The 17,730-nt window shown below is 69.5% G+C and carries 18 protein-coding genes; 14 read left to right on the forward strand and 4 right to left on the reverse strand.

Annotated features, from left to right (window positions below; genetic code table 11):
• Nucleotides 1-251: 251 nt before the first annotated feature.
• From ACZ573_RS03995 to ACZ573_RS04050, 12 genes are all read left to right on the forward strand, one after another.
• Nucleotides 252-1,481 (forward strand): serine hydroxymethyltransferase, encoded by a 1,230-nt coding sequence (locus ACZ573_RS03995; protein ID WP_471298595.1) that lies wholly within the window; start codon nucleotides 252-254, stop codon nucleotides 1,479-1,481.
• Nucleotides 1,482-1,597: 116 nt separating this feature from the next.
• A complete protein-coding gene (locus tag ACZ573_RS04000; RefSeq protein WP_471298598.1) occupies nucleotides 1,598-2,932 on the forward strand; it encodes an MraY family glycosyltransferase in 1,335 nt (444 codons plus the stop codon).
• 275 nt (nucleotides 2,933-3,207) lie between these two features.
• Nucleotides 3,208-3,657: a hypothetical protein gene (locus tag ACZ573_RS04005; protein ID WP_301366443.1), complete on the forward strand. Its 450-nt coding sequence runs from the start codon at nucleotides 3,208-3,210 to the stop codon at nucleotides 3,655-3,657.
• Nucleotides 3,658-3,867: 210 nt separating this feature from the next.
• Nucleotides 3,868-4,704 carry a F0F1 ATP synthase subunit A gene (atpB, locus tag ACZ573_RS04010; RefSeq protein ID WP_471299068.1) on the forward strand — a complete coding sequence of 279 codons (837 nt, stop codon included), beginning with the start codon at nucleotides 3,868-3,870 and terminating at the stop codon, nucleotides 4,702-4,704.
• A 74-nt stretch (nucleotides 4,705-4,778) separates the two neighbouring features.
• Complete coding sequence (locus ACZ573_RS04015; protein ID WP_030008695.1) at nucleotides 4,779-5,027, forward strand: ATP synthase subunit c family protein; 249 nt, start codon at nucleotides 4,779-4,781, stop codon at nucleotides 5,025-5,027.
• Between the two features lie 40 nt (nucleotides 5,028-5,067).
• The gene (locus ACZ573_RS04020; protein ID WP_471298602.1) at nucleotides 5,068-5,613 is read left to right on the forward strand and encodes a F0F1 ATP synthase subunit B; all 546 of its coding nucleotides are present in this window, start codon (nucleotides 5,068-5,070) and stop codon (nucleotides 5,611-5,613) included.
• Nucleotides 5,610-6,425: a F0F1 ATP synthase subunit delta gene (locus ACZ573_RS04025; protein WP_471298605.1), complete on the forward strand. Its 816-nt coding sequence runs from the start codon at nucleotides 5,610-5,612 to the stop codon at nucleotides 6,423-6,425. The genes ACZ573_RS04020 and ACZ573_RS04025 overlap by 4 nt, the downstream gene beginning before the upstream one ends.
• Before the next feature lie 130 nt (nucleotides 6,426-6,555).
• Nucleotides 6,556-8,151 (forward strand): F0F1 ATP synthase subunit alpha, encoded by a 1,596-nt coding sequence (gene atpA, locus ACZ573_RS04030; RefSeq protein ID WP_471298608.1) that lies wholly within the window; start codon nucleotides 6,556-6,558, stop codon nucleotides 8,149-8,151.
• A 20-nt stretch (nucleotides 8,152-8,171) separates the two neighbouring features.
• The gene (locus tag ACZ573_RS04035) at nucleotides 8,172-9,089 is read left to right on the forward strand and encodes a F0F1 ATP synthase subunit gamma (protein ID WP_314244062.1); all 918 of its coding nucleotides are present in this window, start codon (nucleotides 8,172-8,174) and stop codon (nucleotides 9,087-9,089) included.
• Nucleotides 9,089-10,531: a F0F1 ATP synthase subunit beta gene (atpD, locus tag ACZ573_RS04040; protein WP_030386949.1), complete on the forward strand. Its 1,443-nt coding sequence runs from the start codon at nucleotides 9,089-9,091 to the stop codon at nucleotides 10,529-10,531. The genes ACZ573_RS04035 and atpD overlap by 1 nt, the downstream gene beginning before the upstream one ends.
• A gap of 140 nt (nucleotides 10,532-10,671) precedes the next feature.
• Nucleotides 10,672-11,043 (forward strand): F0F1 ATP synthase subunit epsilon, encoded by a 372-nt coding sequence (locus tag ACZ573_RS04045; RefSeq protein WP_030008701.1) that lies wholly within the window; start codon nucleotides 10,672-10,674, stop codon nucleotides 11,041-11,043.
• Between the two features lie 163 nt (nucleotides 11,044-11,206).
• Nucleotides 11,207-11,653 carry a DUF2550 domain-containing protein gene (locus ACZ573_RS04050; protein ID WP_189972913.1) on the forward strand — a complete coding sequence of 149 codons (447 nt, stop codon included), beginning with the start codon at nucleotides 11,207-11,209 and terminating at the stop codon, nucleotides 11,651-11,653.
• A gap of 122 nt (nucleotides 11,654-11,775) precedes the next feature.
• Here the strand turns inward: ACZ573_RS04050 and ACZ573_RS04055 are convergent, their stop codons facing one another.
• From ACZ573_RS04055 to ACZ573_RS04065, 3 genes are all read right to left on the reverse strand, one after another.
• Nucleotides 11,776-13,629 carry a glycosyl hydrolase family 18 protein gene (locus tag ACZ573_RS04055; protein WP_471298612.1) on the reverse strand — a complete coding sequence of 618 codons (1,854 nt, stop codon included), beginning with the start codon at nucleotides 13,627-13,629 and terminating at the stop codon, nucleotides 11,776-11,778.
• Nucleotides 13,630-13,802: 173 nt separating this feature from the next.
• Nucleotides 13,803-14,456 carry a response regulator gene (locus ACZ573_RS04060; protein WP_390797624.1) on the reverse strand — a complete coding sequence of 218 codons (654 nt, stop codon included), beginning with the start codon at nucleotides 14,454-14,456 and terminating at the stop codon, nucleotides 13,803-13,805.
• Nucleotides 14,453-15,637 (reverse strand): sensor histidine kinase, encoded by a 1,185-nt coding sequence (locus ACZ573_RS04065; RefSeq protein WP_471298616.1) that lies wholly within the window; start codon nucleotides 15,635-15,637, stop codon nucleotides 14,453-14,455. The genes ACZ573_RS04060 and ACZ573_RS04065 overlap by 4 nt, the downstream gene beginning before the upstream one ends.
• Before the next feature lie 163 nt (nucleotides 15,638-15,800).
• On the opposite strand from ACZ573_RS04065, the gene ACZ573_RS04070 reads away from it, so the two are divergent.
• Complete coding sequence (locus ACZ573_RS04070) at nucleotides 15,801-16,385, forward strand: hypothetical protein (protein ID WP_471298619.1); 585 nt, start codon at nucleotides 15,801-15,803, stop codon at nucleotides 16,383-16,385.
• On the opposite strand, the gene ACZ573_RS04075 is transcribed toward ACZ573_RS04070, so the two are convergent.
• The gene (locus tag ACZ573_RS04075; protein WP_351151244.1) at nucleotides 16,382-16,954 is read right to left on the reverse strand and encodes a cob(I)yrinic acid a,c-diamide adenosyltransferase; all 573 of its coding nucleotides are present in this window, start codon (nucleotides 16,952-16,954) and stop codon (nucleotides 16,382-16,384) included. The genes ACZ573_RS04070 and ACZ573_RS04075 overlap by 4 nt on opposite strands.
• 103 nt (nucleotides 16,955-17,057) lie before the next feature.
• Here ACZ573_RS04075 and ACZ573_RS04080 point away from each other — a divergent pair, with 103 nt between their 5' ends.
• The gene (locus ACZ573_RS04080; protein ID WP_471298622.1) at nucleotides 17,058-17,600 is read left to right on the forward strand and encodes a hypothetical protein; all 543 of its coding nucleotides are present in this window, start codon (nucleotides 17,058-17,060) and stop codon (nucleotides 17,598-17,600) included.
• The last annotated feature ends 130 nt before the right edge of the window (nucleotides 17,601-17,730 follow it).

Below are 17,730 nucleotides of genomic sequence, written 5' to 3' on the forward strand. Positions count from 1 at the left end.
GCCGGCGCAGCGGTACGAAGCCCGGGAGGCCCCCCGGGGCCGAGCGGCGCGAGCGCCGCGTCGAGGAGGGGCTCGACCAGGCGCTGGATCCGGTCGTGACCGCCCTGACGGGCGTGACCGCCGCGCGCGGAACCTGACGGGGGTGGCCGCCGGGCGCTGAGCCTGACGGGTGTGACCGCCGCGCGCTGACAGGGCATCGTGGGGTCCGCAGGCCTAGAGTGGCTGGTACCCGGTACCCCTGGAGCGCCGCCATGAGCGTCATCACCCAGCCCACGGACCTGCTGCGCGCGCAGGACCCGCAGATGGCCGACGTACTGGCCGGGGAGCGGCAGCGGCAGGCCGCCACGTTGCAGCTGATCGCCGCGGAGAACTTCACCTCGACCGCCGTCCTCGCCGCGCTCGGATCCGCGCTCGCCAACAAGTACGCCGAGGGGTACCCCGGCGCCCGGCACCACGGCGGGTGCGAGTACGCCGATCTGGCCGAGCGGACCGCCGTCGAGCGGGCCAAGGCGCTCTTCGGGGCCGAGCACGCGAACGTGCAGCCGCACTCCGGCTCCTCCGCCGTCCTGGCCGCGTACGCCGCCCTGCTGCGGCCGGGGGACACCGTGCTCGCGATGGGGCTCCCGTACGGCGGGCACCTCACCCACGGGTCGCCCGCCAACTTCTCCGGGCGGTGGTTCGACTTCGTCGGCTACGGCGTCGACGCGGGGACGGGCCTCATCGACTACCGCCAGGTCCAGAGTCTCGCCCACGCGCACCGCCCCAAGGCGATCGTGTGCGGCTCCATCTCCTACCCCCGCCACCCCGAGTACTCGGCCTTCCGGGAGATCGCCGACGAGGTCGGGGCCTATCTCATCGCGGACGCCGCCCATCCGATCGGCCTGGTGGCCGGCGGGGCCGCGCCCAGCCCCGTCCCGTACGCCGACATCGTCTGCGCGACCACGCACAAGGTGCTGCGCGGCCCGCGCGGCGGCATGGTGCTGTGCGGCGCCGAGTACGCGGAGCGCGTCGACCGGGCGGTGTTCCCCTTCACGCAGGGCGGGGCCCAGATGCACACCATCGCCGCCAAGGCCGTGGCCTTCGGCGAGGCGGCCCGGCCGGCCTTCACCACGTACGCGCACCGGGTCGTCGCCAATGCCCGGGCGCTGGCGGGCGCGCTCCAGGAGCACGGGTTCACCCTCACCACCGGCGGCACCGACACCCACCTGATCACCGCCGATCCGGCGCCGCTGGGCGTGGACGGCCCGACCGCCCGCGGCCGGCTGGCCGCCGCCGGGATCGTGCTGGACACCTGCGCCCTCCCGTACGGGGACCAGCGCGGCATCCGGCTGGGAACGGCCGCCGTGACCACCCAGGGGATGGGGGAGGCGGAGATGGTCCGGATCGCGGCGCTGTTCGCCGCGGCGCTGGACGGGGATGGCGTGAAAACACGTACGGAGGTCGGCGAGCTGACGACGGGATTTCCCCCTTACAGGGAGTAAGCAGGACAAGCAGGGCGTACAGGAACCGGGATACCGCCCCCTCGCGTCCTCGGTGGAGGTGACATCGCAGCTAATGTGTGGGGCTGAGATGGCCGGCGATACATCTGGGGCAGCCCGTGCGTGAATATCTGCTGACGCTTTGCGTCACGGTCGCGGTGACCTACCTGCTGACCGGGCCCGTGCGGAAGTTCGCGATCGCGGCCGGGGCCATGCCGGAGATCCGTGCCCGCGACGTGCACCGCGAGCCCACACCGCGACTGGGTGGCATCGCCATGTTCGGCGGTCTGTGCGCGGGGCTGCTGGTCGCGGACCACCTGCGCAACCTCAACGGTGTCTTCGAGCTGTCGAACGAACCGCGGGCGCTGCTCTCCGGAGCAGCGCTGATCTGGCTGGTCGGCGTCCTCGACGACAAGTTCGAGCTCGACGCCCTGATCAAGCTCGGCGCGCAGATGATCTCCGCCGGCGTGATGGTCATGCAGGGTCTGACCATCCTGTGGATCCCCGTCCCGGGAATCGGCACGGTCCCGCTCACCCAGTGGCAGGGCAATCTGCTCACGGTCGCCCTCGTCGTCATCACCATCAACGCCGTGAACTTCGTGGACGGACTCGACGGCCTGGCCGCCGGCATGGTCTGCATCGCCGCCACCGCGCTGTTCCTCTACGCGTACCGGATCTGGTTCGGCTACGGCATCGAGTCGGCCGCGCCCGCGACCCTCTTCGCCGCGATCCTGATGGGCATGTGCCTGGGCTTCCTGCCGCACAACATGCACCCCGCCCGGATCTTCATGGGCGACTCCGGCTCGATGCTCATCGGCCTGGTGCTGGCCGCCTCCGCCATCTCCCTCACCGGGCAGGTGGACCCGGACGCCCTGGCCCTGTTCGCGGGCGGCGAGCGCAACGCGACGCATGCGATGCTCCCCGCCTACATCCCGCTGATCCTGCCGCTGACGGTCATCGCGATCCCGATGGCGGACCTGGTCCTGGCCATCGTGCGGCGGACCTGGAAGGGCCAGTCGCCCTTCGCCGCGGACCGCGGGCACCTCCACCACCGGCTGCTGGAACTCGGGCATTCCCACAGCCGCGCGGTCATGATCATGTACTTCTGGTCAGGCCTGATCGCCTTCGGCACCGTGGCGTATTCGGTGCATTCCGCCACGATGTGGATCGTGCTGGCGATCGCCGCGCTGAGTGCGGTGGGCTTGTTCCTGCTGCTTCTGCCGCGCTTCACCCCGCGCGCCCCGCGTTGGGCGGAGGGTCTGGTTCCGCCGCGCTACCGCCATTCCGCACGTGCGGCCGAAGCCGCCGCGGAGGCGGCCGCGCGCGATGCCTCGGGCACGGAGCCGGAGCACGGGAGGCCCATCGCCGCCGGTGTGTCCGGCGTCAACGGAGCGACTGCCGTGGGCCCCCGTTCGCGCTTTCCCGACCGGCGTAAGGCTGAATCCACCCGCTGACGGTCGATTCGCATGTCGGACATGAATGCCCTTTACCAGACAAGCCGCACCCCTGTCGCGCACACACGGGCAGGGTCACTCTCATGTGTGACAGTCGGCACACCCGACAGGTAAAGCTCTCATCAAATAGTTTGTGATACCGTTCACTAAACCCGGCGACAGAGCCGAAGGACCGTAGTGCGACGGTCCCTTGGCCCGAGGTCCTTTCTCGGACCGGGCTTACGCTCGTCCCGTACGAGTCCCGTTACCCCCACCATCACGCGGAGCCATGCGCCATGCTGTCCGATGACGCCCGAACCCTTCTGCACACCGCCGTACCCACCGCTGCCGTCGGCGTCGTTGCCGCCATCGTCAGTGGCGTGGTCGCGGGCGGTAAGGGGGCGATCGGGGCGATCGCGGCCACGGTCGTCGTGATTCTGTTCATGGGTATCGGATTCGTCATCCTGCAGCGGACGGCACGATCGCTGCCGCATCTGTTCCAGATGATGGGTCTGGCGCTCTACACGACCCAGATCCTGCTGCTCTTCGTCTTCGTCGCCGTGTTCAAGAACACGACGCTGTTCAATCCCAGGGCATTCGCGATCACCATCGTCGCGGCGACCCTTGCTTGGATCGCCGCGCAGACGCGCGCGCACATGAAGGCCAAGATCCTTTACGTCGAGCCCGAGTCCACCAAGCGTGGTGGCAAGGGTGAGAAGCCTGAAAACACGGGGCCCTCGTCGTGAACGGTAGGGGCGGAATAAGTGCGCGTTCGAGATGCTGCTATCGTCCGGTGCCATATGCGGCATCGCGGGCGCAGGCAGCTGAGCTGACGCCTGCTCAATCGCGAGGCTCACTGCCTGCAAGCCGCCCCCACATCCGTAAGACCAGTCCCGTGCCGAACCGCGGCTGTGCGCCGCGCCGACACAACGAGGTTGCCGTACCTATGCGCCACGCTGAAGGAGCCCGCGGTGAGTGCTGACCCGACGCAGGTGCTCGCCTTCGAGACCGATTGCCACATCTTCGACGGCTGTGGTTTCCCGGCTCCTGGCCTGCACTCGTTCCTGTTCGAACCGATCTTCGGCGACATGGACGGAGCCGTCTACTTCAACAAGACGATGCTCCTGGCCCTGCTCGGGTCCGTCATCATCGTCGGATTCTTCTGGGCCGCCTTCGCCAAGCCGAAGCTGGTTCCGGGGAAGCTCCAGATGGTTGCCGAAGCCGGATACGACTTCGTGCGCCGGGGCATCGTCTACGAAACGATGGGCAAGAAGGAGGGCGAGAAGTACGTCCCCTTCATGGTCACGACGTTCTTCTTCGTCTGGATCCTGAACCTCTGGTCGATCATTCCGCTCGCCCAGTTCCCGGTGAACTCGGTCATCGCGTACCCGGCCGGTCTGGCCCTGGTCATCTACGTCATGTGGATGTCGGTGACCTTCAAGCGCCACGGCTTCGTCGGCGGCCTGAAGAACGTCACGGGCTACGACAAGTCGCTCGGCGGGATCCTGCCGCTGGTCATGCTGATCGAGTTCTTCTCGAACGTGATCATCCGCCCCTTCACCCACGCGGTCCGTCTCTTCGCGAACATGTTCGCCGGTCACACGCTGCTGCTGCTCTTCACGATCGCCAGCTGGTACCTGCTGAACGGCATCGGCATCGCCTACGCGGGCGTGTCCTTCGTGATGGTCATCGTGATGACCGCGTTCGAGCTCTTCATCCAGGCTGTCCAGGCCTACGTCTTCGTGCTGCTGGCCTGCAGCTTCCTCCAGGGCGCCGTCGCCGAGCACCACTGACCGCCCCACCCCCAAACCACCAGTCGTCCGGTGGCCAACCCCCACCGGTCCATGAAAGAGAAGGAAGAACCGGCATGTCCGCTCTCCAGACCCTCGCTGCTGGCGTCGAAATCAAGGGCAACCTCGGCTCCATCGGTTACGGCCTCGCGGCCATCGGCCCCGGCGTCGGCGTCGGCATCATCTTCGGTAACGGCACCCAGGCCCTGGCCCGCCAGCCCGAGGCCGCCGGCCTGATCCGCGCCAACCAGATCCTCGGCTTCGCCTTCTGTGAGGCGCTCGCCCTCATCGGTCTGGTCATGCCGTTCGTCTACCCGACCTCCTGATCCCGGTAGCGAACAGACCCTTTAGTCGGAAGGCACTGATGTGAACCCTCTGGTTCAGCTCGCGGCCGAAGAGGCGGAAAACCCCCTCCTCCCGCCGATCCCCGAGCTCGTCATCGGTCTGATCGCCTTCGTCATCGTCTTCGGTTTCCTCGCGAAGAAGCTCCTCCCGAACATCAACAAGGTTCTGGAAGAGCGTCGCGAGGCCATCGAGGGCGGTATCGAGAAGGCTGAGGCCGCTCAGACCGAGGCCCAGAGCGTGCTGGAGCAGTACAAGGCCCAGCTCGCCGAAGCCCGGCACGAGGCCGCGCGCCTGCGCCAGGAAGCGCTGGAGCAGGGCACTGCGCTCAAGGAAGAACTGCGCGCAGAGGGCCAGCGGCAGCGTGAGGAGATCATCGCTGCCGGCCACGCCCAGATCGCGGCGGACCGTAAGGCCGCCTCTCAGGCGCTGCGTCAGGACGTTGGCAAGCTCGCCACCGACCTGGCCGGAAAGCTCGTCGGCGAGTCCCTCGAGGACCACGCCCGGCAGAGCCGCACCATCGACCGCTTCCTCAGCGAGCTTGAGGAGAAGGCCGAGGCGGCCCGATGAACGGAGCGAGCCGCGAGGCGCTGGCCTCCGCGCGTGAGCGTCTCGACGCGCTGACGGACAACACGTCCGTCGACGCGGCGAAGCTCGCCGGTGAGCTGGCTGCCGTCACCGCGCTGCTCGACCGTGAGGTCTCGCTGCGTCGGGTCGTCACGGACCCGGCGCAGTCCGGCGAGGCCAAGGCCGAGCTGGCCGGTCGCCTGCTCGGCGGCCAGGTCGGCGGGGAAACCCTCGACCTGGTGTCCGGCATGGTCCGGTCCCGCTGGTCGCAGTCCCGCGACCTGGTGGACGCGCTGGAGGAGCTGGCAGCCACTGCCGACCTCACGGCGGCCCAGCAGGGTGGCGCGCTCGACAACGTCGAGGACGAGATCTTCCGCTTCGGCCGGATCGTCTCCTCGAACACCGAGCTGCGTTCCGCGCTGACCGATCGTGCGGCCTCCGCCGCCGCCAAGAGCGAGCTGCTGCGCAGCCTGCTCGGCGGCAAGGCGAACGCCGTCACCGAGCGCCTGGTGATCCGTCTTGTCACGCAGCCGCGTGGACGTAGCCTGGAAGCGGGACTGGAGTCCCTTTCCACGCTCGCCGCCGAGCGCCGCAACCGCATGGTCGCCACCGTGACCAGCGCGGTTCCGCTCAGCGACGTGCAGCGGGCGCGTCTCGGCGCGGTGCTGGCCAAGCTGTACGGCCGACAGATGCACCTGAACCTCGACGTGGACCCCGAGGTCCTCGGCGGGATCTCGGTGCGAGTCGGCGACGAGGTCATCGACGGCACCATCGCGGACCGCCTCGCCGAGGCGTCGCGCCGCATGGCCGGCTGACCAGCCACCAATAGAACAGAAGCATTCCTAGCGGCCCGGTTGGGCCGTGCAGAACTTGCAGAAGATTCCTGGGGGTCGCCCCCAGACCCCTAAGAAGCTTCAGGCCCAACAAGGAGAGCAGGGAACCCAGATGGCGGAGCTCACGATCCGGCCGGAGGAGATCCGGGACGCACTGGAGAACTTTGTCCAGTCGTACCAGCCGGACGCGGCCTCGCGCGAGGAGGTCGGAACGGTCAGCGTTGCCGGCGACGGCATCGCGAAGGTGGAGGGTCTGCCCTCCGCCATGGCGAACGAGCTGCTGAAGTTCGAGGATGGCACCCTCGGTCTCGCCCTCAACCTCGAGGAGCGCGAGATCGGTGCGGTCGTCCTCGGCGAGTTCAGCGGTATCGAGGAGGGCCAGCCGGTGCAGCGCACCGGTGAGGTGCTCTCGGTCGGCGTCGGCGAGGGCTACCTCGGCCGCGTCGTCGACCCGCTCGGCAACCCGATCGACGGTCTCGGCGAGATCGCGACCGAAGGCCGTCGCGCCCTGGAGCTGCAGGCTCCGGGCGTCATGGTCCGTAAGTCGGTCCACGAGCCGATGCAGACCGGCTACAAGGCCATCGACGCCATGGTGCCCGTCGGCCGTGGCCAGCGTCAGCTGATCATCGGTGACCGTCAGACGGGTAAGACCGCTCTGGCCGTCGACACGATCATCAACCAGCGCGACAACTGGCGCTCGGGCGACGTGAACAAGCAGGTCCGCTGCATCTACGTCGCCATCGGCCAGAAGGGCTCGACCATCGCGTCCGTTCGCGGCGCCCTGGAAGACGCCGGTGCGCTCGAGTACACGACGATCGTCGCCGCCCCGGCGTCCGACCCGGCCGGCTTCAAGTACCTGGCGCCGTACACCGGTTCCGCCATCGGCCAGCACTGGATGTACGCCGGCAAGCACGTCCTGATCATCTTCGACGACCTGTCGAAGCAGGCCGACGCCTACCGCGCCGTGTCGCTGCTGCTGCGCCGCCCGCCGGGCCGTGAGGCCTACCCGGGTGACGTCTTCTACCTGCACTCCCGTCTGCTGGAGCGCTGCGCGAAGCTGTCCGACGACATGGGCGCCGGTTCGATGACCGGTCTGCCGATCGTCGAGACCAAGGCGAACGACGTGTCGGCGTTCATCCCGACCAACGTCATCTCCATCACCGACGGCCAGTGCTTCCTGGAGTCCGACCTGTTCAACGCGGGCCAGCGCCCGGCGCTGAACGTCGGTATCTCGGTCTCCCGCGTCGGTGGCTCCGCCCAGCACAAGGCCATGAAGCAGGTTTCCGGCCGTCTGCGTCTGGACCTGGCCCAGTACCGCGAGCTGGAGGCGTTCGCCGCCTTCGGTTCCGACCTGGACGCCGCGTCGAAGGCTTCGCTGGAGCGCGGCAAGCGTCTGGTCGAGCTGCTGAAGCAGGGCCAGTACCAGCCGATGCCCGTCGAGGAGCAGGTCGTCTCCGTCTGGGCCGGCACCACCGGCAAGATGGACGACGTCCCGGTGGTCGACATCCGTCGCTTCGAGTCGGAGCTGCTGGAGCACCTGCGCCGCGAGCGCAAGGACCTCCTCACCTCCATCGCCGAGGGCGGCAAGATGTCGGACGACACGCTGACGTCGATCGCTGACGCCATCGCCGGCTTCAAGCGCCAGTTCGAGACCTCGGACGGCAAGCTCCTGGGCGAGGACGCACCGGCCGTCAACGTCTCCAAGTGACGACGGAAGGGACCTGACTCATGGGAGCGCAGCTCCGGGTCTACAAGCGTCGCATCCGTGCCATCACGGCGACCAAGAAGATCACCAAGGCGATGGAGATGATCGCCGCCTCGCGCATCGTCAAGGCGCAGCGCAAGGTGGCGGCATCGATGCCGTACGCGACCGAGCTCACCCGTGCGGTGACCGCGGTGGCGACCGGCTCGAACACCAAGCACGCCCTGACCACCGAGGTCGAGACGCCGACCCGTGCCGCGATCCTGCTCATCACGAGCGACCGCGGTCTGGCCGGCGGCTACTCCTCGAACGCCATCAAGCAGGCGGAGCGGCTCACCGAGCGGCTGCGCGCCGAGGGCAAGGACGTCGACACCTACATCGTCGGCCGCAAGGGTCTGGCCTACTACGGCTTCCGTGAGCGCAAGGTCACGGATTCGTGGACCGGCTTCACCGACAGCCCGGCCTACGCCGACGCCAAGCGCGTCGCGGGGCCGCTGATCGAAGCCATCCAGACCGAGACGGCCGAGGGCGGCGTCGACGAGCTGCACATCGTCTACACGGAATTCGTGTCGATGATGACGCAGAACCCGGTCGACGGCCGGATGCTGCCGCTCAGCCTTGACCAGGCTCCGGAGGAGACCGGCGCGAAGGGCGAGATCCTTCCGCTGTTCGACTTCGAGCCGTCGGCGGAGGACGTCCTCGACGCCCTGCTGCCGCGCTACGTCGAGAGCCGTATCTACAACGCACTGCTGCAGTCGGCCGCTTCCGAGCACGCCGCCCGCCGCCGCGCGATGAAGGCGGCGACCGACAACGCCGGAGACCTCATCAAGAGCCTCTCCCGGCTTGCCAACGCGGCCCGCCAGGCCGAAATCACCCAGGAAATCAGCGAGATCGTCGGTGGCGCGAGCGCCATGGCTGACGCGACCGCGGGGAGTGACAAGTAATGACGACCACTGTTGAGACGGCCGCCGCCACGGGCCGCGTCGCCCGGGTCATCGGCCCGGTCGTCGACGTGGAGTTCCCCGTCGACGCCATGCCCGAGATCTACAACGCCCTCAAGGTCCAGGTCGCCGACCCGGCCGAGGACGGCGCGCTCAAGACCCTGACCCTCGAGGTCGCGCAGCACCTGGGTGACGGCCTCGTCCGTACCATCTCGATGCAGCCGACCGACGGTCTGGTCCGCCAGGCCCCGGTGACCGACACGGGCGAGGGCATCACCGTCCCCGTCGGTGACTTCACCAAGGGCAAGGTGTTCAACACCCTCGGTGAGGTGCTGAACTACCCGGAGGAGAACGCCAACGTCACCGAGCGCTGGCCGATCCACCGCAAGGCGCCCCGCTTCGACGAGCTCGAGTCGAAGACCGAGATGTTCGAGACCGGCGTCAAGGTCATCGACCTTCTCACCCCGTACGTCAAGGGTGGAAAGATCGGTCTGTTCGGTGGTGCCGGTGTCGGCAAGACCGTTCTGATCCAGGAAATGATCTACCGCGTCGCCAACAACCACGACGGTGTGTCGGTGTTCGCGGGCGTCGGTGAGCGTACCCGTGAGGGCAACGACCTCATCGAGGAAATGGCCGACTCCGGCGTCATCGACAAGACGGCGCTTGTCTTCGGCCAGATGGACGAGCCCCCGGGCACCCGTCTGCGCGTCGCCCTTGCCGGTCTGACCATGGCGGAGTACTTCCGCGATGTGCAGAAGCAGGACGTGCTGTTCTTCATCGACAACATCTTCCGGTACACCCAGGCGGGTTCCGAGGTGTCGACCCTGCTCGGCCGTATGCCCTCCGCGGTGGGTTACCAGCCGAACCTGGCCGACGAGATGGGTCTCCTCCAGGAGCGCATCACCTCGACCCGTGGTCACTCGATCACGTCGATGCAGGCGATCTACGTCCCCGCGGACGACCTGACCGACCCGGCGCCGGCGACCACCTTCGCCCACCTCGACGCGACGACGGTTCTTTCCCGTCCGATCTCCGAGAAGGGCATCTACCCGGCCGTGGACCCGCTGGACTCGACGTCCCGCATCCTCGACCCGCGGTACATCGCGGCGGACCACTACGCCACGGCGATGCGCGTCAAGGGGATCCTGCAGAAGTACAAGGACCTCCAGGACATCATCGCGATCCTCGGTATCGACGAGCTGGGCGAGGAGGACAAGCTCGTTGTCCACCGTGCCCGTCGCGTCGAGCGCTTCCTGTCGCAGAACACCCACGTGGCGAAGCAGTTCACCGGCGTGGACGGTTCGGACGTTCCGCTCGACGAGTCGATCACCGCGTTCAACGCGATCTGCGACGGTGACTACGACCACTTCCCCGAGCAGGCGTTCTTCCTGTGCGGTGGCATCGAGGACCTGAAGGCCAACGCCAAGGAGCTGGGCGTCTCCTGATCCGGCGCGCTCCTCACGGAGCGCATCCGGTTCGCACGTTCTGAGGAGAGGGGCGGGTGTGTCCCGTCCCTCTCCCCACGCCCATTAGAATTTGACCCAACACCCGGCCGACCCGCCGGGTGGTGACCCGAGGAGCCACCTTGGCTGCTGAGCTGCACGTCGAGCTGGTCGCGGCGGACCGCAATGTCTGGTCCGGCGAGGCCACCCTTGTTGTCGCCCGCACCACGTCCGGCGACATCGGCGTCATGCCCGGTCACCAGCCGCTTCTCGGTGTGCTGGAATCGGGCCCGGTGACCATCCGTACCAGCGACGGCAACACGGTTGTCGCCGCGGTGCACGGCGGTTTCATCTCGTTCGCGGACAACAAGCTGTCCCTGCTGGCCGAGATCGCCGAGCTCGCGGACGAGATCGACGTCCAGCGTGCGGAGCGGGCACTGGAGCGCGCGAAGGCGGAGGCCGATGCGGCCGCCGAGCGTCGCGCTGATGTCCGGCTGCGCGCCGTAACGGGCTGAACGCCCGTCGGAGTTTGATCGTTTGAGTCCCGGGGGGCGACCGCCGGGACTCAGCAGACCTCAGCCGCGGTCCGTGCTGGAATTTTCCAGACCGGGTCGCGGCTGAGGCGATGCAGGTCCGTTTTTTCTCATGTGTATTCGATGAGCGAGGAGGTCGGTGAAGATGCTCCTCGCTCTGCTTGTGAGCGGCCTGGTCGTAACCCTGGTGGTGATCGGGCTGTTTGTCTTCGGGCTGCGCCGCAGACTCATCCAGCGGTCCGGCGGCACCTTCGACTGCAGCATGCGCTGGGGTGTGTCCGAGGAGCCCGACATCTCCGGCAAGGGCTGGGTGTACGGCGTCGCGCGCTACAGCGGTGACCGGATCGAGTGGTTCCGGGTGTTCTCGTACTCCCCGCGCCCGCGCCGGCTGCTGGAGCGGTCCTCGATCGAGGTCGTCGCCCGCCGTGCCCCGGAGGGCGAGGAGGAGCTGGCCCTGCTCTCCGACGCCGTCGTGCTCGGCTGTCTCCACCGGGGGACCCGCCTGGAGCTGGCGATGAGCGAGGACGCGCTGACCGGCTTCCTCGCCTGGCTGGAGGCGGCGCCTCCCGGCCAGCGGGTGAATGTGGCCTGAAGATCCTTGCCCATTGTCCGGGGGTCCCCCCGGACGAAGTCCGGGGGCGGGTGAACGTGGCTTGGCCAGGGCAATGAGAAGCCGGGGAGACGGGGGCGGACCCGTCTCCCCGGCTTCGGTCTTTACTGCAGCCCGGTGTGGATCGCGTTCGCGAGCTCACCGTTCGTGGTGTCACCGCTGAACTCCCAGAAGAAGGCTCCCTTGAGGCCCTGCTGCTTGGCCCAGGTCATCTTCCCGGCGATCGTGGCGGGGGTGTCGTAGCTCCACCAGTTGCTGCCGCACTTGGCGTAGGCCGTGCCGGCGACGGTGCCGGTGGCCGGGCAGCTGGCCTTGAGCACCTTGTAGTCCTCGATGCCCTGCTCGTACGTGCCGGGGGCGGGTCCGGTGGCGGTGCCGCCGGGGGCCGCCTGGGTCACTCCGGTCCAGCCGCGGCCGTAGAAGCCGATGCCGAGGTTCAGCTTGGCGCCCGCTACGCCCTTGGCCTTGAGCTTGGCGATGGCGTCGGCCGAGTTGAAGCCGGCCTGCGGGATGCCCGCGTAGGAGGTGAGCGGGGAGTGCGGGGCCGTCGGGCCCTGGGCCGCCCAGGCGCCGAAGAAGTCGTACGTCATGACGTTGTAGAAGTCGACGTACTGCGCGGCGCCGCCGTAGTCGGCCGCGTCGATCTTGCCGCCGCTGGAGGCGTCGGCGGTGATGGCCGCGGTGACCAGGTTGTTCGCGCCGAACTTGGCCCGGGTCGCCTGCATCAGGTTCTTGAAGGCGGCCGCTCCGCTCGTGTCGCAGGACAGGCCGCAGGCGTTCGGGTACTCCCAGTCCAGGTCGATGCCGTCGAAGACGTCGGCCCAGCGCGGGTCCTCGACCAGGTTGTAGCAGGACTGGGCGAAGGCGGTCGGATTGGCGGCGGCTTGCGGGAAGCCGCCGGACCAGGTCCAGCCGCCGAAGGACCACAGGATCTTGATGTTCGGGTAGGCCTTCTTCAGCTTGCGCAGCTGGTTGAAGTTGCCGCGCAGCGGCTGGTCCCAGGTGTCGGCGACGCCGTCGACGCTCTGGTCTGCGGTGTAGGCCTTGTCGTAGTCGGCGTAGGCGTCACCGATGGTGCACTGGCCGTTCTGGACGTTGCCGAAGGCGTAGTTGATGTGGGTGATCTTGCCCGCGGTGCCGGAGGTGACCAGGTTCTTCACGTGGTAGTTGCGGCCGTAGACGCCCCAGTTGGTGAAGTAGCCGAGCTTGACCTTGCCGCCCGGGTCCGGGGGGATGACCCCGCCGGTCGTCGTCACCGTGGCCGAGCCGGAGGAGGGGCCGGTCTGGTCGATGGTGTCGCGGGCGGTGACGCTGTAGGTGTACGTCGTGCCCTTGGTCAGGCCGGAGTCGGCGTAGCTGGTCCCGGTGACCGTGGCGATCTTGGCGGAGCCCCGGTAGACGTCGTAGTTCTTGACGCCCTTGTCGTCCGCGGCCGGGGTCCAGGTCAGGGTGAGCGAGGTGTCGGCGACGTTGCTCGCGGTGGGGGTGCCGGGAGCGGTGGGGGGAGTGTCGCCGGGCTGGGTGCCGCCGTCGCAGGAGGCGCCGTTGATCTTGCAGCCGGACGGGGCGCCGCCGCCGGCGCCGTTGAAGCCGAAGCTGGCGGTGGCGCCGGGGGCGAGGGTGCCGTTCCAGCCGAGGTTCTTGGCCGTCCAGTGGGTGCCCGAGCCGGTGACGGTGGCGTCCCAGGCCGAGGTGACCGAGGTGCCCGCCGGGTAGTCCCACTCCACGGTCCAGCTGCTGAGGGTGGTGGTGCCGGTGTTCTTCACCACCCACTTGCCCTCGAAGCCGGAGCCCCAGTCGGAGACCTTGGTGTACGTCGCCGTCGCCGAGGCGGCCGCCTGGGCCGGGCCGGCCAGGGCGACGAGTCCGCTGACGGGCAGGGCGAGCGCGGCCACGATCGCCGCGACTCGGCCGAAGAACCGGGTGCGCCTGGTGCGAGGTGGGGATGCTGTGCTCAAGGGTGATCCTCCGTAGGTCCGTCGCGGTCGTGGGGGCCGACTACGACATGGGGGTGGGACCTGCGCCGCCCGTGAGCACGCTTTGTCATGGCACGCTCACCACAGTGTTGCGGCGAGCGTAGAAAGGTCTGGACCAACCGTCAAGAGGTCCAGACCGGTGCGCGCCTGTTCGCCTATATCCCCAACTCCTGCGCCAGCACCGCCGCTTGGAGCCTGCTGCGCAGCTCCAGCTTGCCGAGCAGCCTGCTGACGTGCGTCTTGGCCGTCGCCTCCGCCATCTCCAGGCGCACGGCGATCTCCGCGTTCGACAGGCCCTCGCCCAGCGCGCTCAGCACCTCCCGCTCCCGCCGCGTGAGGGAGGCGACCGCCGCGGCCCGCTCCGGCGCCGGAGCGGGCCGCGCCGGGCGGGGCGCCGCGAACTCCGCGATCAGCCGCCTGGTCACCGCCGGGGCGATCAGGCCCTCCCCGCGCGCGACGGTCCGTACCGCCCCGATCAGCTCCGCGGCGTCCGCGTTCTTCAGCAGGAAGCCCGCCGCCCCCGCCCGCAGCGCCCCGAAGACGTACTCGTCGAGGTCGAAGGTGGTCAGCACCAGGACGTCGGCCAGGCCCTCCGAGACGACCTGACGGGTCGCGGACACCCCGTCGAGCCGGGGCATCTGCACATCCATGAGGACGAGATCCGGCCGTAGCTCCCGGGCCAGGCGCACCGCTTCCTCCCCGTCGCCCGCCTCGCCCACCACCTCGACGTCGCCCGCGCTGCGCAGGATGAGCACCAGCCCGGCCCGGACCGCGCCCTGATCCTCCGCCACCACCACCCGAATGGTCACGCCTCCACCGCCTTCTCCTCCGCGGGCAGTGTCGCCCGTACCTGCCACACCCCACCGGACCGCCCCGCCGCGAACTCCCCGCCCAGCAGCTCCGTCCGCTCCCGCATGCCGATCAGCCCGGCCCCCGAGCCCGGGGCGCGGGGGCCCGGCCGGTCCCCGAAGGGCGAGTCCACCGCCACGGTCAGCAGCCCGTCGGTGTGCGCCACGCGGACCGTGACGGTGCCCGGGGCGGCGTGCTTGAGGGCATTGGTCAGCGACTCCTGGACGATCCGGTACGCGGCCAGCTCCACGGGCGCCGCCGCCGGCTCCCCGGAGGTCCGGTCGTCATGGAGCACGAACGTCAGCCCGCTCGCCGAGCCGTTGGTCCCGGCCTGCCCGAGCAGGGCGTCCAGGCTGTCCAGCGAGGGCACGGCGACCGGCTCCTTGTCGCCGCCGGCATCCCGCAGCAGCCCGATCAGCCGACGCATTTCGGCCAGCCCCTGCACGCTGTTCTCGCGGATCACCCCGAGTGCGTCCCGGCTCGTCGCGGCCGTGTCGATGGAGAGCGCGGCGGTGGAGTGGATGGCGATGGCGGAGAGGTGGTTGGCCACCATGTCGTGCAGTTCCCGGGCCATCCGGGCGCGCTCGGCGGCCACGGCCTGGCTGCGGTCCATCTCGGCCAGCAGCGCGGTCTGCTCGGCGCGCAGCCGGGCGGCCTCGGCGGCCTCGCGGTGGTTGCGCAGGGTGGCGCCGGTCAGGGCCGGGCCGAAGCTCACGATGCCGGTGACCGCACCGATCAGCAGGGCCTGCGGGGTACGCAGCCAGGCCAGCGAGGCGATGGTGACGACGACGGTGATCAGGCCGGTGCTGACCGGGAGCCGCCGGGCCATGGCCGGTTTTCCGTACACGACGGCGGCGTACATCAGGTCGGTGAAGATCACGACGGTGGCGAGGCTGCCGACCGTGAACTGGTCGGCGACCACCCCGGCGGTGCCGACGGCCAGGGTCAGATTGGGCTTGGTGCGGCGCAGCAGCTCCATCGCGCCGAGGGCCACGAGGGGGACCAGGGCCGCCCAGGCCGGCAGGAAGCCCCGGCCGGGGCCGCTGTAGACCCCGAGCGACCAGAAGGCCAGGCCCGCGGCCGTGCTGACCACCGCGAGGAAGACGTCGTCACGGTGGGGGCGCAGGCTCTTCTCGGTCACGTTCCCATCCAACAGGGTGCGCGGGGCCCGTACGTCGGCGGAGAGGCCGAGGCGCGGGTACATCGAACGATGCAGGCCCACATGGTCAATGGCGACGACGTATCGGGCCCGGCCGGACGGGAGTCTTGGAGGGAACGGAGAACCCGAGCGGACGGAGAGTCCCATGATCGTCGCGCTGATCATCGCCTGTGAGGTCGGCTTCTGGGTACTGCTGGCGGCCGGCCTGGCCCTGCGCTACCTCGCGAAGATGCCCAGGCTGGGGGCGGCGGTCCTGCTGTGCGAGCCCCTGATGGAGCTGGTCCTGCTGGTGGTCACCACGCTCGACCTCAAGAACGGCGCCGAGCCGGACTGGAAGCACGGACTGGCCGCCCTGTACATCGGCTACACCGTCGCCTACGGCCACTACACGGTCAAGTGGCTCGACGGGCACGCCGCGTACCGGCTGGCCGGGGGACCGAAGCCGACGGGTCCCGGGTACGGGAAGGCACGGGCCCGGCACGAGTGGAAGCTCTGGGTCCGTACGGTGATCGCCGCCGCCGTCGCCCTGGCGCTGCTCCAGGTGGCGATCTGGTACGTGGGCGACGCGGGCGACGTCAGCTCGCTCCAGGGCTGGCAGTCAGGCGCTCTGCGGGCGGTCGGGATCCACGCCCTGGTCGCCGCGGCGTACACGATCTGGCCGAGCAAGGCCCCGGCCGTCCCGGACGACGCCGGGCAGCGGCCGTTCGCCCCGACCGAGCGCTGGCGCTAGCGCTCGCCGCCCGGCACCCACAGAACGTCCCCGACCTCCTTGTTGGCCACCCGGGCCAGGATGAACAGGAGGTCGGAGAGGCGGTTCAGGTAGGTGGCGGTCAGCGGGTTCATCACCTCGCCGTGCACCTCCAGCGCCGCCCACGTCGAACGCTCGGCACGCCGGACCACCGTGCAGGCCTGGTGCAGCAGGGCCGCACCGGGGGTGCCGCCGGGGAGGATGAAGCTGCGCAGCTTCTCCACCTGCTCCAGGAAGTGGTCGCAGTCCGCCTCCAGCTTGTCCACGTAGAACTGCTCCACGCGCAGCGGCGGGTACTCCGGATTCTCGACCACCGGGGTGCACAGGTCCGCCCCGACGTCGAAGAGGTCGTTCTGCACGCGGACCAGGACCTTCACCACGTCCGCCGACAGCCCGCCCAGCGCGATCGCCGTCCCGATGGCCGCGTTGGCCTCGTTGGCGTCGGCGTACGCGGAGATCCGCAGGTCGGTCTTGGCGGTGCGGCTCATGTCGCCCAGGGCGGTCGTGCCCTTGTCGCCGGTACGGGTGTAGATGCGCGTGAGGTTCACCATGCGGCCAGGGTAGACGGGCCCGCCGGGAAAATTCCGGGCGAGGTCACCGCCGCCCGCGTACGGTCCGGTGGGGGCCGCCGGCCCCGGGAGGGGGAGCGGCGAAGTGGCCGACGTGTACTACATCTGGCGCCTGGCCGAGGCCGCCCAGCAGATCGATCTCCTGGCGGGCTTCCTCGCCACGCGGCACGGGGAGCGGGACCCGGACGTCCGCGGTGAACCGGCCGAGTGCGCCGGGGCCGGGCGCGCGGCCGTGGCCGCCGGGCGCCTGGGGGAGGCCCTCGACCGCCTCGACGACCTGCGCGAGCACGCCGCCGCCTGGGCGGACCATCCGCACCATCCGGGCGAACCGGGCGCCGCCGAGCACGACGCGAGGGTCTGGGACTACGCGAAGGACATGCTGCGCGCGGAGCACGGGCCCGCGCCGGCGTACCTCCCCACGGCCCGCGACATCGTGTGGCAGCTCCGCTTCCTGCAACGGCAGATCTGTGCGCGGCCGCAGGCGGACGCGCAGGCCAGGGCCGACGCGCACTACCTCGCGGGCCGGGGCGCCATGGCCGTCGAGATCGGCCACCTCGGCGCCGCGCGCAAGGAGCTGAGGCGGCTGCGCGCGCTGGCCGAGAAGTGCACCGGGGCCGACGGCGGGTGAACTGGACGGCGGGGCAGGGCTGCTGGGCCGTACCGGTGTGATGTCCGTCATCTGAGACGTGACGCGTGTTACTTCACGGTCACACCGCACCGCCCGGGCGCTAGTCTCCGCCGGAGTGACTACGTGACTG

Source organism: Streptomyces sp. NPDC040545, from assembly GCF_055595065.1.